Annotated in this window: 12 protein-coding genes; 3 read left to right on the top strand and 9 right to left on the bottom strand. The window is 68.6% G+C overall.

Features of this window, described 5'->3' with window-relative positions; genetic code table 11:
- Positions 1-57: 57 nt before the first annotated feature.
- From ACYKG1_RS16460 to pilG, 4 genes are read right to left on the bottom strand one after another with little or no spacing between them, the layout of a single operon-like run.
- Complete coding sequence (locus ACYKG1_RS16460) at positions 58-2,094, bottom strand: methyl-accepting chemotaxis protein (protein WP_262082865.1); 2,037 nt, start codon at positions 2,092-2,094, stop codon at positions 58-60.
- 41 nt (positions 2,095-2,135) lie between these two features.
- A complete protein-coding gene (locus tag ACYKG1_RS16465; RefSeq protein ID WP_100473652.1) occupies positions 2,136-2,666 on the bottom strand; it encodes a chemotaxis protein CheW in 531 nt (176 codons plus the stop codon).
- On the bottom strand, positions 2,666-3,028 hold the full coding sequence (locus tag ACYKG1_RS16470; RefSeq protein ID WP_005410717.1) for a response regulator: 363 nt from the start codon (positions 3,026-3,028) through the stop codon (positions 2,666-2,668). The genes ACYKG1_RS16465 and ACYKG1_RS16470 overlap by 1 nt, the downstream gene beginning before the upstream one ends.
- Positions 3,029-3,046: 18 nt before the next feature.
- Positions 3,047-3,448 carry a twitching motility response regulator PilG gene (pilG, locus tag ACYKG1_RS16475; RefSeq protein WP_005418455.1) on the bottom strand — a complete coding sequence of 134 codons (402 nt, stop codon included), beginning with the start codon at positions 3,446-3,448 and terminating at the stop codon, positions 3,047-3,049.
- 240 nt (positions 3,449-3,688) lie between these two features.
- Between pilG and gshB the strand changes: the two genes are divergently transcribed.
- Positions 3,689-4,636 (top strand): glutathione synthase, encoded by a 948-nt coding sequence (gene gshB, locus ACYKG1_RS16480; protein ID WP_262227558.1) that lies wholly within the window; start codon positions 3,689-3,691, stop codon positions 4,634-4,636.
- The gene (locus ACYKG1_RS16485; protein ID WP_100473654.1) at positions 4,636-5,520 is read left to right on the top strand and encodes an energy transducer TonB; all 885 of its coding nucleotides are present in this window, start codon (positions 4,636-4,638) and stop codon (positions 5,518-5,520) included. The genes gshB and ACYKG1_RS16485 overlap by 1 nt, the downstream gene beginning before the upstream one ends.
- Before the next feature lie 492 nt (positions 5,521-6,012).
- Here ACYKG1_RS16485 and tsaB read toward each other — a convergent pair whose 3' ends face one another.
- The 4 genes from tsaB to mrcB all read right to left on the bottom strand — a co-directional run bounded on the left by tsaB (position 6,013) and on the right by mrcB (position 11,969).
- A complete protein-coding gene (gene tsaB / locus ACYKG1_RS16490; protein WP_329811054.1) occupies positions 6,013-6,726 on the bottom strand; it encodes a tRNA (adenosine(37)-N6)-threonylcarbamoyltransferase complex dimerization subunit type 1 TsaB in 714 nt (237 codons plus the stop codon).
- Between the two features lie 9 nt (positions 6,727-6,735).
- Positions 6,736-8,784: a DNA repair helicase YoaA gene (locus ACYKG1_RS16495; RefSeq protein WP_100473656.1), complete on the bottom strand. Its 2,049-nt coding sequence runs from the start codon at positions 8,782-8,784 to the stop codon at positions 6,736-6,738.
- A 225-nt stretch (positions 8,785-9,009) separates the two neighbouring features.
- Complete coding sequence (locus tag ACYKG1_RS16500) at positions 9,010-9,546, bottom strand: hypothetical protein (protein ID WP_262082869.1); 537 nt, start codon at positions 9,544-9,546, stop codon at positions 9,010-9,012.
- Entirely contained in the window at positions 9,543-11,969 is a 2,427-nt protein-coding gene (gene mrcB / locus ACYKG1_RS16505) for a penicillin-binding protein 1B (protein ID WP_262082870.1), read from the bottom strand. Before mrcB ends, ACYKG1_RS16500 begins: the two co-directional genes overlap by 4 nt.
- A 96-nt stretch (positions 11,970-12,065) precedes the next feature.
- Between mrcB and ACYKG1_RS16510 the strand changes: the two genes are divergently transcribed.
- On the top strand, positions 12,066-14,165 hold the full coding sequence (locus tag ACYKG1_RS16510; protein WP_478470918.1) for a glycosyltransferase: 2,100 nt from the start codon (positions 12,066-12,068) through the stop codon (positions 14,163-14,165).
- Here ACYKG1_RS16510 and ACYKG1_RS16515 read toward each other — a convergent pair.
- Positions 14,162-15,727, bottom strand: coding sequence for a hypothetical protein (locus ACYKG1_RS16515; RefSeq protein WP_478470919.1), 1,566 nt, complete (start codon positions 15,725-15,727; stop codon positions 14,162-14,164). The genes ACYKG1_RS16510 and ACYKG1_RS16515 overlap by 4 nt on opposite strands.
- Between the last annotated feature and the right edge of the window lie 5 nt (positions 15,728-15,732).

Here is a 15,732-nt window from a genome sequence, read left to right on the forward strand (position 1 = left end):
GGCGTGGGGAATGGAAATGCTTCATCGACTGGTTCCTTGCTCGCCGCCCTGCCCGCGTCACGCCGGCAGCTTGAAGTCGGCGACCGAACGGCGCAGGTCCGCCGCCAGCTGCGCGAGGTGGCCGATCGACTCTGCCGTCTGCCCGGCACCCTGTGACGTCTGGCCGGTGATCTGCCGGATCACGCCCATGGTGCGGGTGATGTCCGAAGCGGCGGCCGACTGCTGCTGGGCGGCGATGGAGATGTTCTTGATGAGGGTGTTCAGGGCGTTGGACACGCGCTCGATCTCGGTCAGCGCGGTACCGGCGTCCTCGGCCAGGCGCGCACCGGACACCACTTCGGCCGTGGTCTGCTCCATCGAGGTGACCGCTTCGTTGGTGTCGGCCTGGATGGCCTGGACCAGGTTTTCAATGCGTCGGGTCGCCCCCGAGGTACGTTCTGCCAGGCGCTGCACTTCGTCGGCCACGACCGCGAAACCGCGGCCCGCTTCACCGGCCGAAGCCGCCTGCACCGCCGCGTTCAACGCCAGGATGTTGGTCTGCTCGGAAATGTCGTTGATCAGTTCCACGATCGAGCCGATTTCCTGCGACGACTCGCCCAGGCGCTTGATGCGCTTGGAGGTTTCCTGGATCTGGTCACGGATCTGGTCCATGCCCTGGATGGTCTCGCGCACCACGCCGGCACCCTCGGCGGCGATCACCACCGAACGCTGTGCCACGTCGGCCGACTCGGCCGAGTTGCGCGACACCTGCTCGATGCTCGCCGCGATTTCGCCGATGCGGTCCGAGGCCGAGGTGATCTGGTTGGCCTGGTGGCCCGCCGCCTCTGCCAGTTGCATGGCGGTGGCCTGCGTTTCCTGGGTGGACATCGCGACCTTGGCCGAGGTGTCGTTGATGGTGGTCACCAGGTGGCGCAGCTCGTCCACCGCGTAGTTGATCGCGTCGGCGATCGCGCCGGTCATGTCCTCGGTCACCGAGGCCTTCACCGTCAGGTCGCCCTCACCGAGGGAGGAGATTTCGTCCAGCAGCCGCATGATCGCCTGCTGGTTGCGGCTGTTGAATTCCACCTGGGTCTGGTAACGCAGTTCCTGCTCGCGCGAGCGGCTGCGCACGTTGGTCGAGACGAAGCCGATGATCGCGATCAGCGACAGCGCACCGGACACCACGCCGATCCAGAAATTCGGGAACAGGCGGGTGTCGGACACCGAGCCGAACGAGGAGAACGCATCGAACAGCTTGCGGCTGTCATCCAGCATGTGTGCCGAACCCTGGCCCAACGCGGTGGCCGCCGATTGCGCCGCGAACAGCTGGCGCGAGCTGGCCAGGATCGCGTCGGCGTCCTGCTTCATCGCTTCCCACTTCTGCTGCGACTGCTCCAGCGCAGCCACGGCGGCGGCACCGCGCACGGCGGTGATGCCCAGTTCCTCGTTGCCGTTGCGCAGGCCGTCGAGCACCTGCGAGAACACGGTGATATCTCGGGCAAGTGCATCGCCGGAGGTCGCGGCGGCACTGCCACCGGCGCGCATTTCAGTCACGCGGCGGGCCATCGAACCGGCCACCACGACCTGCTGCAGTGCGCTGTACACCTGCGACGACGGCGCACCGGCGGCGGACATCGCGCGCACCAGCTCGTTCAACTGGGCCTGCAGGCCCGGCACTGCGCCGGTGAAGTTGTTGGCATTGCCGGCCAGGGCCAGTACAGCGGGCTCGCTGGCCACCAGCTGCCCGGCCTGCTTGCCCAACGGTGCCCAGGTCTCGCCCAGCGTGGCGATGGCACCGGATACGCCCGGCTCCTTGCCGTAGCGGCCCTGCAGCGTCGACACGTTCTGTTCGATCGCGTTGCGGGTGGCCTTGAAGGCGGTGAAGGCCTGGGCGTTGCCGCCGACCGCATCACGCCCCTGGTTGGCCAGCTGCTGCGACAGCACCTGCAGGTCGGCGGCCTTGGAGCCGGCGTCGGCGAGGCGGCTGCCCTGCCAGGTAGCGACGCCGGTGTTGACGCCGAACAGGATCATCGATGCCAGCAGCAGGAACAGCCAGAGGTTGCTGCCGCCCAGCCGCAGCTTGCCGGTCTTGGTGGCGTCCGAAGCAGTACTCATCGTTCAACCTCGATCTTCAATGCAGGGGGCGATGCCCGGCCTCAGGCCGCGGCTTGCCGGAATTCAGGGGTGCGCGACAGCAGCGAGAGCGAGAACACGCCCCAGTCATGGCCGTCGGCATGGAAGGCACGGTCAACGAAATGGCCGTAGCGACCTTCGGCCAGTGTGCCGGCCGCGATCTGCTGTTCCAGCTCGAAGCTGCGCTGGCCGAACAGTTCATCGATGGTCAGTGCGACGTCGCCGCCGGCCTGGCGCATGATCAGCACGCGCTGGCCTTCCTGCTGCACGGTGCGCGTGCCTTCCAGGAAGTACTTCAGGTCGACCACCGGGAACAGGTTGCCGCGCAGGTTGCCCACGCCCAGCAGCCAGGGCTGCGCGCAGGGTACCGGGGTCACCGGCGGCATCGGCACGATTTCCACCACTTCTCGGAAATCGGACACCAGCCGGCGCTGGCCGACGCGGAAACCGACGCCACGCCACAGGTCCTGGGCGAACTGCCGCCCGGGCAGCTGCACCGCGTGGGCCAGGCTGCGCCGTTCGTAGGCTTCAAGGATGTCGAAGGGCGAGCGCATCAGGCCACCAGTTCGTTGATCCGCGCGATCAGTTCATCCTCGCGCGGCGGCTTGACGATGTAATCGGCTGCGCCCTGGCGCAGGCCCCAGGCCTTGTCGGTTTCCATCGCCTTGGTGCTGACGATGATCACCGGGATGTGCTTGATCGCCGCATCACGGGCCATTGCACGGGTGGCCTGGAAACCGCTCATGCCGGGCAGGACCACGTCCATCAGCACCAGCTGCGGCACCTGGTCGCGGACCAGCTGCAGGCCATCCTCGGCGTTGTCCGCTTCCAGCACCTCGTGGCCGGCACGGCGCAGCCACTGGGTGAACACCGCGCGGTCGGTCGGTGAATCCTCGATCAGGACGATACGAGCCATTGTGCCTTTCCCCCCTGGTCAGGCGTTGACGTATGTGCGGATGGCACCCAGCAGTTCTTCGCGCGTGAAAGGCTTGGTCAGGTATTGCTCCGAGCCGACGATGCGCCCCCGCGCCTTGTCGAACAGACCATCCTTGGATGACAGCATGATCACCGGGGTCGCCTTGAACAGCTGGTTGCCCTTGATCAGCGCGCAGGTCTGGTAGCCATCCAGGCGCGGCATCATGATGTCGACGAAGATGATCTGCGGCTGCTGGTCTGCAATCTTGGCAAGCGCTTCGAAGCCGTCGGTGGCGGTGACCACCTCGCAGCCTTCGCGCTTGAGCAGCGTTTCCGCAGTCCTGCGGATGGTCTTCGAATCATCGATGACCATCACCCGGAGTCCTGCGAGTTCCCCGCCCGCAGTCGTGTTTTCAGTCATTGCCTATCCCCAAGCGCACGGCCCAATCTCTGGCGGGAGCCGCTGCGAAAGCGTATCTATATCGCACTTTCCGCGCCCGCTTCAAGGCCGGTCCACCGCGCAGGGGGTGGCGCCCGGCTGAACGTGACCGGGTTCGCAATGACTGCGCCGCCGGCAGGCGGACGCTGCGTTGCAGTACGGCAGGGAGGCGCGCGGCCAGCGTTGCCGCTACCATCAACGCCTTGCCTGACAGGTGCGCCCATGCCGTTGAACGTCATCGTGGTGATGGACCCCATCGCCCACATCAAGATCGCCAAGGACACCACCTTCGCCATGCTGCTGGAAGCCCAGCGCCGCGGCCATGCCCTGCACTACGTGCGGCCGGGCGGGCTGGCCCTGGAGGGTGGCGTGGCGGTAGCCCAGACCGCGCCGCTGCAGGTGCGCGACGACCCGTCCGGCTGGTATGAGCTGGGCGCGTTCAGCCGTACCGAGTTCGGTCCCGGCCAGATCGTGCTGATGCGCAAGGATCCGCCGGTCGATGCCGAGTACATCTACGACACCCAGGTGCTGGACGTGGCTGCCGCTGCCGGTGCCTGCGTGGTCAACAACCCGCAGGGCCTGCGCGACTACAACGAGAAGCTGGCTGCCCTGCTGTTCCCGCAGTGCTGCCCGCCGACCCTGGTCAGCCGCGATGCCAAGGCGTTGAAGGCCTTCGCCCTGGAGCACGGCCAGGCCGTGCTGAAGCCGCTGGACGGCATGGGTGGCCGCTCGATCTTCCGCAGCGGGCAGGGCGATCCGAACCTGAACGTGATCCTGGAAACCCTGACCGAGGGCGGCCGCAAGCTGGCGCTGGCCCAGAAGTTCATTCCCGACATCACTGCCGGCGACAAACGCATCCTTCTGGTTGACGGCGAACCGGTCGACTACTGCCTGGCACGCATCCCCCAGGGTGACGAGTTCCGCGGCAACCTGGCGGCCGGCGGCCGTGGCGAAGGGCGCCCGCTGAGCGAGCGCGACCGCTGGATCGCCGCCCAGGTCGGCCCGGAGATGAAGCGCCGCGGCATGCGCTTTGTCGGACTGGACGTGATCGGCGACTACCTGACCGAGGTCAACGTGACCAGCCCGACCTGCGTGCGCGAACTGGACGCGCAGTACGGCCTGAACATTGCCGGCACCCTGTTCGACGCGCTCGAGGCCGGCCTGCGCTGATGCCGTCCGCACCTGCCGTCCTGCCACCGCCGCCGCGCGAAGCGCAACGGCTGGGGGCCACCATCGCGCTGTCGGTGCTGGTCCACGCCCTGTTGATCCTGGGCGTGGGCTTTGCGGTGAAGGGCGATGCTCCGCTGGTACCGACGCTGGAGGTCATCTTCAGCCAGACCCGCACCGCGCTGACGCCGAAGCAGGCTGATTTCCTTGCCGCTGCCAGCCAGGAAGGCGGGGGCGAGCACGACCGTGCACAGCGCCCGCGCGACAACCAGGCGGGCATCGTGCCGCAGGCGCAGGCCGGGCTGAGCCCCGTGCCGCAACAGCAGCAGTCGGCCGCACCGGTTCCGCCACCGCAGGCGCGCGTGGTGAGCAGCCGCAATGGCGAAGAGACGGTGGCCCAGGCCCAGCCGCGGCCGACACCGGAGCAGCCCGAGCCGGATGCACCGCTGACCGCACGCGAGCAGCGCGACGCCGAGATGGCACGGCTGGCGGCCGAGGTGCATCTGCGCTCCGCGCAGTACGCCAAGCGCCCGAACCGCAAATTCGTGTCGGCCAGCACGCGCGAATATGCCTATGCCAATTACCTGCGTGCCTGGGTCGACCGCGCCGAGCGCGTCGGCAACCTGAACTACCCGGACGAGGCCCGGCAGCGCCGGCTCGGCGGCCAGGTGGTGATCAGCGTGGGCGTGCGCCGCGATGGCAGCGTGGAGAGCAGCCGGATCCTGCGTTCGAGCGGGACGCCGTTGCTGGATGAGGCGGCACTGCGGGTGGTGCAGTTGGCCCAGCCGTTCCCGCCGTTGCCGGAGACCGAGGACGAGATCGACATCCTGCAGGTCACCCGCACGTGGGTGTTCCTGCCCGGCGGCACCCTGCACGACGATCGGTAGGGTTTTGTTGCCCGGGCCTGCGGCCCGGGACCCGCTGGACGTCAACGTCAACGTCAAAAGCGGCGGTTGGACTGTGGTTTTGGTGTGGTGGGTGGCTGGTCAGGACACGCCGTAAACCCATCCCTGGGGGCTCGATGGCGCCATCCATGGCGCCAACGGTCCTGCCCAGCCACCCCGCCACACCTCTGACAGATCGCGGCGCATGTTTGCTATTGGTAGGTGTCGACCTTGGTCGACACACATCCACGCTACGCGTGGATGCGAGCGAAGCGATCCGCTTTTGACTTTGACTTTTCTTTTTTTCGATTTTCCGTGGCGGACGCACACGGTAACTGTCAGAGGCAGGGCGGGATGGGTTCGCGGGGGTGTCCGCGGCATGGATGCCGCGGCCAAGCCCCCATGGACGGGTTCACGGCGCCCCCCGCGAACCCACCCCGCCCGGTCAAGCGCGGCTTTTGATTTACGCGATCAACCAACCCCGCCACGAGGGGCTCAGCCGTTGGCTTTCGCCTTCGCTTCGCGCGCCGCCTGCTGCTCGACCAGGGTCAGCGCCACGTTGTCGCGCAGGTACGCCGGCTCGACCCTCTCCGGTGCAATGGCTTCGCCGCGAGCGAACGCCGGCACCGCCAGTGCCAGTACGTCCGACGCGCGCGGCAATGCGGTGGCATCGAATCCGCGCAGGCCAGCCCCAAGTTGCGCCAGCAGTGCGCCCTCGGCAGCACCGAAACCGGTACCCACACCATAGGCGGACAGCCCTTCCGGCAGCGCCACCGCGGCAGGCGCGCACACGCGTTCGGCGTCGCGCGCCACCGGCAGGCCGTCCACACGCTCGAAGCGCGCGACATACAGCTCGCCCATCCGCGCATCGATCGCCGACAGGATCTGCATTTCTTCCGCCGGTGCCTGCAGCGCCAGCACCTGCAGCGTCGAGACCGGCAACAGCGGCCGGTCCAGCGCCAGTGCGATGCCCTGGGCAATGGCGATCGCCAGGCGCACACCGGTGAACGCACCGGGGCCACGGCTGAGCGCAATGCCGTCCAGCTGGCGGCGGCTGATACCGGCTTCGGCCAGCAGCGCCTCGGCCCACGGCAGGCTCAGTTCGGCGTGCCGGCGCGGGGCGATCTCGAAGCGTTCCAGCACCTGCCCATCAACATGCAGGGCAACGGAACAGGCTTCGGTGGCGGTTTCAAAGGCAAGCAGTTTCATCGGATCGGGTCAGAACAAGGGGAACGTGGCACCGGGTACCGGCTCCGGGCCCGCCGCATCGGCGGCCGGGGCAGCCGCATCATCGGCCACGGGTGTCCATTGTGGCGTAAAGAAGGCCTGCACATCGGCCAGGCTGCGGGTACGTCGGAACGGCGGCAGTGAATCGAGGAAGACCCGGCCATAGCCGCGGTTGAGCAGGCGCGGGTCGCACAACACCAGCACCCCACGGTCGCTCTCGCTGCGGATCAGGCGGCCGACGCCCTGTTTCAGCGCAATCACCGCCTGCGGCAGCTGCTCATCGCGGAACGGGTTGCCGCCCTGGCTGCGGATCGCCTCCAGCCGCGCCTCGTACACCGGGTCATCCGGCGCCGCGAACGGCAGCTTGTCGATCATCACCACGCTCAACGCCTCGCCCACCACGTCCACACCCTCGCGGAAGCTGGCCGAGCCCAGCAGCACGCCATTGCCCGATTCGCGGAAACGCTGCAGCAGCGTCGCGCGCGGCGCCTCGCCCTGCACGAACAACGGCCATGGTCCGTCGCGCAATGCCTCGGCGGCCTCGCGCAATGCACGGTGCGAGGCGAACAACAGGAATGCCCTGCCCTGCGATGCCTGCAACACCGGCCGCAGGGCCTGGATCAGGGCAGTACCGAAGCCCCGTGCGGCCGGATCAGGCAAGCCTTCGGGCAGGTAACACAGCGCCTGCTCCGGCCAGTTGAACGGGCTCGGCTGGACCAGCGTGTGCGGATCGTCCAGGCCCAGGCGTGCAGCGATGTGATCGAAGCCACCGCCCACGGTCAGCGTGGCCGAGGTGAAGATCCAGGCCGCGCGACTGCGCTCGCGATGCTCGCGCAGCGGGCCGGACACGTCCATCGGCGTGCGCTGGCAGCGGAAACCACGCGGCGTGAGTTCGTACCAGAGCACATCGGCAGCACGGGCGGCCTCCGCCGGATCGGCATCGAAATCGAGGGCGGGCTCATCATCGCCCAGCCAGCGCTGGAGCCGCGACACCGCCTCGCGCGCCCTTGCATGGCAGGCGTCCAGGCCCGCAGCCGCTTCGCGCAGCGGCTGCAATGCCTGCTCCAGCGTGGCCAGGCCGGCCATCACCGTATCGAATCCATCGCGCACCTGTGGCATGGCCAGCGCACGCCACTGCGTACCACGCGGCGGCAACCCCTCCATCGCCAATCGCAACGCCAGCAATGCCTGCTGCAACTGGTCGACCGGTTCCTGCAGGGCCGACTGCGCACCGCCCACGCCGCGTGCTTCGGCCAGGCAGTCGCGCCCCAGTTCCTGCCACGGGCGCATGCCGAAACCTTCGCCGAAGAACTGCGCGGCCAACTCCGGCAACTGATGCGCCTCGTCGATGACGAAGGCCTGCGCCCCCGGCAGCAGTTCACCGAAACCGTCCTGCTTCAGTGCCAGGTCGGCCAGCAGCAGGTGATGGTTGACCACCACCACGTCAGCGGCCTGCGCACGTTGGCGCGCGCGCACCACGAAACAGTCGTCCCAGAACGGGCAATCGGTGCCCAGGCAGTTGTCGACGGTGGAGGTGACCATCGGCAGCAGCGGTGAGTCGTCGGCGAGGCCTTCCAGTTCGGCGATGTCACCAAACTCCGAGCGTCCGGACCAGGCCAGGATGCGCTGGAACTGCGCGGCCTGCTCGGGGCTGGAAAACCGCGGCTCCCCCCGCGCCTGCTGCAGTCGGTAGCGGCACAGGTAGTTCGCACGACCCTTCAGCAGTGCGCTGCGCAGGCCGACGCCCAGTGCCTGGCGCACGCGCGGCAGATCGCGGTGGTAGAGCTGGTCCTGCAGCGCGCGGGTGCCGGTGGAGATGATGGTGCGCAGCCCGGACAGCAGCACCGGCACCAGATAGGCAAAGGTCTTGCCGGTGCCGGTACCGGCCTCGGCCAGCAGCAGGTCCCGCTGCTGCAGCGCATCGGCGATGGCTTCGGTGAGGTGCAGCTGTGCCGGACGCGGGACGAATGCATCCAGGTGCGAGGCGAGCGCGCCGCCTTCGCTAAGGGCTTCGCGGCTGGCATGGACAAGGTCGGACATCAGAGGGAAAGGATACCCGGCCGGGCGCTGCCCGGCACCCGTTTCAACCCGGAGCCAGAGCAACAGCAACGGTGTTCCTGGCTCTGGGTTGTACTGGGGACTGGCGGGGGACTGTGGGTTTACGGCGTCCCCCGCGAACCCAACCCGCCCGGCCCAGCGCGGCTTTTGCTTCTGGCTTCAGCGACCAACCCACAGCCACGAGGGGCTGCGCCGTTGGCTGAAAACTCAGTACCGCTTGATCCCCGGCACCGTGCAGCCCTCCAGCTGCGCATGCGCCGACACCGCATTTTCCTTCTCGCCGCGCGCCAGGCGCGACTGCTCGATCGTCGCCCAGTGCCGGCGGCACAGCGGGCCGGTCTTCGAACCCAGGTCGATCGCCTTGCGCGCGAACGTCTCCGCCTGCGCCCACTGGCCCTGCAGCAGCGCCAGCTCGGCACGTTCCTGCAGCACCGCCGGGTCACTCGCCACGATCTCCAGTGCATGGTCCAGGCTGTTGGCGGCACCGGCCAGATCGTTGGCCTGGCGCTGCGCCTGTGCGGTCAACCGCAGGTCTTCTACCTGCGAGTCACGCAGCGGCTGCACCGACAGTTCCTTGTCATCCGGCCCCGCTGCTGCATCCACGGCAGCCAGACGCTGCGCCGGCGTGGTGGTATCGACCGGCTTGACCACCGGTGGTGCGCTGCTCACGCAGGCGGCCAGGGCCAGGCTGAGGCCGCTCAGGACCAGGGGCTGCAGCAGGGATCGCATGTTCATCGGCATCATCGGCTCGGGGGAGGAGTAGCGGGGGCAGGTTCGGCAGGCGCTTCCGGCTTGCGGTCCAGGCCGAACCAGCTGCGCCAGCCACCGCCCTCGCCTTCGGCCCCACCCTGCCCGTCCGGCGACACGGCCGGCGCGCACGGCGCGTAAGCCGGCGCATAGCCCACCACAAACGGGAAACGGCGCGCGCCGGGGCAGCCTTCATCGGTGCTGTTGAGGCCGGTGGGTGCCACCGACTGCCAGTCCAGGCCCTTGTTGCTGACCCGCAGCGGCGCGCTCGGCAGGCGCTGGAAGATGCCCGACCAGACCCGCATCGCGCCGGTGGCGCCATACAGACCGGCCTGCTCGTTCTGATCGTTGCCGATCCAGATCACCGCCAGATGGTCACCGGTGTAGCCGGCATACCAGCTGTCACGGCCATCGTTGGTGGTGCCGGTCTTGCCGGCGGGCTGCAGGCGGCCGAGGCCATCGGCATTGAGCCGCTGCGCGGTACCGCTGGCGACCACCTGCTGCAGGCCGACACTGATCAGGTTGGCGGCAATCGAATCGCCTTCCTGTGCAGGCGCCGGGGTCTTGTCGTATCGCTTGAGCAGCTTGCCCTGCGGATCGAGCACGCCACGTACCGCGTGCAGCGGCTGGATCTCGCCGCCGGACGCGAGGAACTGGTAAAGCTGCGCCATCGCATACGGGCTCTGGTCGGTCGAGCCGAGGATCACCGCCGGGTTGGCCTCGGCCTTGATGCCGGCCAGTACGTGGATCAGCTGGGTCACGCGCTCGGGGCCGACCTGCATGCCCACGCGCACCGTGGCCTGGTTGTAGGAATGCGCCAGCGCGTCGATCAGGCGGACCGTGCCGTGGCTGCGGTTGTCCGCGTTGCCGGGGCTCCAGTTGCGGCCGCGGCCGAGCTGCACCGTCACCGGCGAATCATCCACCCAGCTGGCCAGCGAGTAGCGGTCCGGCTGCGCCAGGGCCAGCAGGTACACGAACGGCTTGAGCAGCGAACCGACCGGGCGCTGCGCTTCGATCGCACGATTGAAGCCGACCTCGGACACCTCACGGCTGCCGATCACCGCCAGCACGTCACCGTTGTGCACGTCGGTCAACACCATGCCAGCCTGCAGTTCAGGACGACGCTGGCTTTCCAGCGACTTGATGGTGCGGGTCACCGCGCCTTCGGCATACGCCTGCGCGGACGGCGACATGCCGGTCATCACGCTCAGGCCCGCGCCCTGCAGCGCCGATTCCGGATAGTCATGGCCAAGTTGGCGGCGGACCAGGTCAACGTAGGCGGGGAAGCGGTTGGCTGCCACCAGGCCCGGCGTCTTGGGCACGCCCAGCGGTGCCTTCAGCGCGCGCTGGTACTCGGCATCGTCGATCAGCGTGGCCTCGTGCAGCTTGCCCAGCACGAAGTTGCGGCGATCCAGCGCGCGTTCCGGGTTACGCCGCGGGTCGTAGAACGACGGCCCCTTGACCAGGCCGATCAGCAGGGCGATCTGCTCGGTCTCCAGCGACTGCAGGTCGCGGCCGAACCAGAACTCGGCGCCGGACGACATGCCGTGGATCGCCTGGCTGCCGCGCTGGCCCAGGTACACCTGGTTGAGATAGGCCTCGAAGATGGTGCGCTTGTCGTAGCGCGCCTCCATGATCAGTGCGTACAGCACCTCATTGAACTTGCGGGTGACCGTCTGTTCCTTGCCGATGCCGAGCAGGCCGCTGCGGGCCAGCTGCTGGGTCAGCGTCGACGCGCCCTGGCGGCTCTGGCCACCGGAACGGATCGTCACCCACACCGCGCGCGCAATGCCGGACAGATCGATGCCGTGATGGCGGTTGAAGTCCTTGTCTTCCACTGCCTGCAGGCCGGTCACCAGCAGGTCCGGCGCCTCGTCCATGCGGATCAGGCGGCGTTCTTCCTGCTTCTGGCCGTACAGGGTGGCGATGCGCGCCGGATCCAGCCGCGCAGCCTTCAGCGCCTTGCGGCTGTCGGCATCGCGCAGCGAGGCCACGCCGCCATCGGCCAGCGACAGCTCCACCCGGCGCGGGGCCACCCGGCCATCGACATCGTTGTAGCCGCGGCTGGAGATGACAAAGCGCCCGCCGTTCACCGCATAGGTGGCCGGCTCCTTGCCCTGCCCGTCATCGCGGTAGGCAGAGGCGGCCAGTTCGGTCTTCAGCGTGGAGGCATCCATCGCCTTGCCGGGGGTGAGCACCAGCGGGCGCGCGTACACGCGCGTGGGGATCTGCCAGCGCAGCTCGCCGAAACGCTGGGTCACCTGTTGGTTCAGGTACAGCGTATAGGGAATGAGGAAACCCAATCCCAACGCGACCGCAGCCATGCTCCAGGTGATCAGCCGGCGCCGCCACAGCGGACCGTTGTCCTGCTGGTCGTCGTCGAAATCGTCGATGTCGTCGGAATCGTAGCGTCGGGGCACGGGAATGCGAGAATGTAGGGTCTGGCGAGTCTACCCCAGCCACTGCGGCTGGCGAATTCTCCCGGGTTCCCCTGCTTAAGCTGGAGTTGCAACCGGATGGCGATGTCCCTGGCCGAGATCCGATACCTGATCAACCGCCTGTCGGGCCTGGCCCGCCGGAGCCTGGCAAGCCTGCGCACCCGTGGGTGGCGGGCCACCTGGCAGCGCATCCGCGTGCATACCCAGCGCGCCGTTCCCGCTCCGCGCACGCCGCTGTTCCTGCCGCCGGCACAGGATTTCACCCCCTTCACGGTGCCTTTCAGCGAGTCGCCGGAGGTAAGCATCGTCATTCCGGTCTACAACCACGTCGACCACACGCTGGCCTGCCTGCGCGCCCTGGCGGCGTACCCGCCGGCGGCCGCGTGCGAGATCCTGGTGGTGGATGACGGCAGCAGCGACGCCACCGCGCAGTGGATGCCGCAGGTGGCCGGGCTGCGCTATGAAGTGCGCGAGCACAACGGCGGTTTCATTGAAGCCTGCAATGACGGTGTGTCGCGCGCGCGCGGCCGCTACGTGGTACTGCTCAACAACGATACGGTGCCGCAGCCAGGCTGGCTCGATGCCCTGCTGGGCACCTTCGGCAGCGTGCCCGACGCCGGCCTGGTCGGCAGCCAGCTGCTGTACCCCGATGGCCGCCTGCAGGAATCAGGCGGGGTGATCTTCGCCGATGGCAGTGGCTGGAGCTACGGCCGCTTCGAGGCCGCCGATGATCCGCGCTTTGCCAGCCTGCGCGACGTCGACTACTGCTCGGGGGCGGCGCTGATGCTGCCGCGCGCCCTCTGGCAGCAGCTGGATGGCTTCGATACCCGCTACAAGCCGGCGTACTACGAGGACACCGACCTGGCCTTCCGCGTCCGTGCACAGGGCCTGCGCGTGCTGGTGCAGCCGGCCAGCCGGGTGATCCACGACGAAGGCACCAGCAACGGTACCGACACCGGCAGCGGGGTGAAGGCCTACCAGGTGCGCAACCAGGCCATCTTCGCCGCCCGCTGGGCTACCGAACTGGGCCGACATCCGGCGGTCGGCGAAGTGCCGTCTCCGGCGCTGCTGCTGCGCGGCCGGCGCCAGGTGCTGATCCTGGACGAGGAAGTACCACAACCGGATCGCGATTCCGGGTCGCTGCGCCAGGTCAATCTGATCCGCCTGCTGTTGCAGGGCGGTGCCCACGTGGTGTTCGTACCGACCCGGCGCGAGCATGCCGGTGCGGCCACCGAAGCGCTGCAACGGATGGGCGTGGAAGTCTGGTACGCGCCCTTCCTGGACGGCGTGGCCGGCTGGCTGCGCAACCACGGATCGCGTTTCGACGTGGCAATGATGGTGCGTCACCATGTAGCCCATGAATGCCTGCCGCTGCTCAAGCGCTATGCGCCGCAGGTACGCACCGTATTCGACACCGTTGACCTGCACTACCTGCGCGAACGCCGCGGTGCCGAAGTGGCCGGCGACGCAACCCTGCTGCGTGCAGCCGAACGTACCCGAAGCAGCGAACTGGCCGTGATGGAGCAGTGCGACATCACCGTGCTGGTCAGTGCGGCCGAACGGGAGCAGCTGCAGTCCGATGCACCACGGGTGCGGGTGGAGCTGATCTCCAACCTGCACGAGGTCGCTGGTGCCGGTGCCGTGTTCGAGCAGCGGCGTGACCTGGTGTTTGTCGGTGGTTTCCGTCATCCACCGAATCTGGATGGCATGGAATGGTTCATCGGCGAAGTCTTCGCCCGCATCCGCGCCCGGCTGCCCGAGGTGCGCCTGCACTGCATCGGTGCTGCGGCGCCGGAGTCGTTGCTGGCGCTGGCCGCACGCCAGCCGGGCGTGCAGATGCACGGGTTCGTCGAAGACATCACCCCCTACATGGACGGTGCGCGCATTGCCATTGCGCCGCTGCGGTTCGGCGCCGGCGTGAAGGGCAAGATCAACCTGAGCATGGCCCATGGCCAGCCGGTGGTCGGTACCACCTGTGCCGTGGAAGGCATGCACCTGCACCCGGGCCAGGACGTGCTGGTGGCCGATGACGCCGCCGGCTTCGCCGATGCGGTGATCCGCCTGTACCAGGATCCGCAGCTGTGGCAGCAGCTGTCCGATGCAGGCCTGGCCAACGTCGCCCAGCATTTCTCACTTGATGCCGCCCGCGCGACCGTGCAGCGGGTGTTCTTCGCCTAGTCCGCACGTCCGCCGGCGCGACGCAGGCGGTCTTCGAATGCCGGCAGTTCGGCCAGGTCCGGTTGCAGCAACCGCGCCTGTTCGGCGGCGCGCGCAGCAAAGGCCAGGTCGCCATTGCCGAGCCGTTCGCTGCCGATCGCCAGCCAGCGCTGGGCCAACCGCAGCCGCGCCGAGGGCAGGCCCGCTGCGGTCGGTGACAGCGTCTGCCAGGCCTGCAGGCAGGCGCCTGCCGCCTGTACCCGGTTCTGCCGCAGATTGTCGTCGAAGCAGCGGCGACTGGCGGGCAGCAGGCGTGCTGCAGCGGCCTTCACCCGCGCGTCGCGGGGGGCCAATGACTGTGCTTCGCGCAGCGCGTCGAACGCGCTGTGCCCCGGTGGGCTGATCCACTGCCCTGCACGCTCGGCGCGTTCGATCTTGCGCAGGTGGTCGCGCAGCTGGCGTTCGCGCTGCGCCTTACTGATCGCGGGCTGCTGCAGGGCCTGTTGCGCCTGCTGCGCACGCTGCAGGCGCTGCGCAAGTTGTTGCCGTACTGCCTGCGAAGCCCCCAGCTCCACCGCCAGCGCCGCATCACGTTGCGCCGCATCGAACTGGAAATCGTCGGCGCGCTTCTGGCTGCGCGCCAGCACTGCCTGCAGCACCTGCTCACGCCCCCGTTGGGCGTTGGCATCATCGGCAGCCACCGCCAGCACCGCCAGGAAGCCCTTGGACGCTGCTTCCAGCTGCTGCCGTTGCAATGCGCGCTGTGCCTGCCGCAAGCGCTGCTCGACCGCCCGCGCCAGGGCTTCCTCGCTGGCCGGCAGATCGGCATGACCGGCATCGAACTGGCGGGCACGACGCAGGATCGCGGCGGCCTCGACCAGCTCTCCGCGCCCCGCCAGCGTGCGCGCCTGCAGCAGCAGGTCGCTCAGCGCATCTTCGCGCCCTTCCAGCGCCGGCAGGTTGTCCGGCTGCAAGGCGAGGATGCGCTGGAACAAGGGCAACGCACTGCTGTCGCCGTCATCCAGGCGTCCGGCTGCGAACGCGTTGCGCGCCTGTGCCAACAACGCACCAATACCCGCTCCGGCGCTGCGTCGCGCCTGCAGCTGGCGGGCGACTGCATCGGCTTCGCCCTGTGGCACCTGCAGCTCACGGGCCAGCGCCAGCGCCTGCGCGCTGCCGTCCAGGTCACCAGCCTGCAGGCGATCGCGCGCCTGCTGCAGTGCTGCCGCGCCGGTACTGGCCAGGCCCTGGCGCGCCTGCGGGCGATCACCGTCCAGCGCCAGCACCGCCTGGTAGCGCTCGCGCGCACCACTGCCATCGGCATCGCTCAGGCGACCGGCAGCCAGTGCACGATCGCCCTCGGCCAGCAGCTGCTCGATCTGCGGCTCATCCCAGAACCAGTCGGCCAGCGGCTTGCGCAGCAGCACCAGCAGCACGAACACCGCCAGCGCTGCGAGCAGCGCCCAGCGCCACACCCGGCGCGCATGGCGCGCCTGCAGCCACCACCAACGGCCCTCGCGACGGACGCGGTCCAGCGCAGGGTGTTCAGCGCCATGCGGGCGATGCGGGGGCTCGCGTTCCATGCGTG

It is taken from the genome of Stenotrophomonas sp. 85239_Sma (assembly GCF_056481725.1).

Excerpts from the sequence above, each read along its gene's own strand:
- ACYKG1_RS16460 (WP_262082865.1), bottom strand. The coding sequence starts at position 2,094 with ATGAGTACTGCTTCGGACGCCACCAAGACCGGCAAGCTGCGGCTGGGC.
- ACYKG1_RS16465 (WP_100473652.1), bottom strand. The coding sequence starts at position 2,666 with ATGCGCTCGCCCTTCGACATCCTTGAAGCCTACGAACGGCGCAGCCTG.
- ACYKG1_RS16470 (WP_005410717.1), bottom strand. The coding sequence starts at position 3,028 with ATGGCTCGTATCGTCCTGATCGAGGATTCACCGACCGACCGCGCGGTG.
- pilG (WP_005418455.1), bottom strand. The coding sequence starts at position 3,448 with ATGACTGAAAACACGACTGCGGGCGGGGAACTCGCAGGACTCCGGGTG.
- gshB (WP_262227558.1), top strand. The coding sequence starts at position 3,689 with ATGCCGTTGAACGTCATCGTGGTGATGGACCCCATCGCCCACATCAAG.
- ACYKG1_RS16485 (WP_100473654.1), top strand. The coding sequence starts at position 4,636 with ATGCCGTCCGCACCTGCCGTCCTGCCACCGCCGCCGCGCGAAGCGCAA.
- tsaB (WP_329811054.1), bottom strand. The coding sequence starts at position 6,726 with ATGAAACTGCTTGCCTTTGAAACCGCCACCGAAGCCTGTTCCGTTGCC.
- ACYKG1_RS16495 (WP_100473656.1), bottom strand. The coding sequence starts at position 8,784 with ATGTCCGACCTTGTCCATGCCAGCCGCGAAGCCCTTAGCGAAGGCGGC.
- ACYKG1_RS16500 (WP_262082869.1), bottom strand. The coding sequence starts at position 9,546 with ATGATGCCGATGAACATGCGATCCCTGCTGCAGCCCCTGGTCCTGAGC.
- ACYKG1_RS16510 (WP_478470918.1), top strand. The coding sequence starts at position 12,066 with ATGGCGATGTCCCTGGCCGAGATCCGATACCTGATCAACCGCCTGTCG.
- ACYKG1_RS16515 (WP_478470919.1), bottom strand. The coding sequence starts at position 15,727 with ATGGAACGCGAGCCCCCGCATCGCCCGCATGGCGCTGAACACCCTGCG.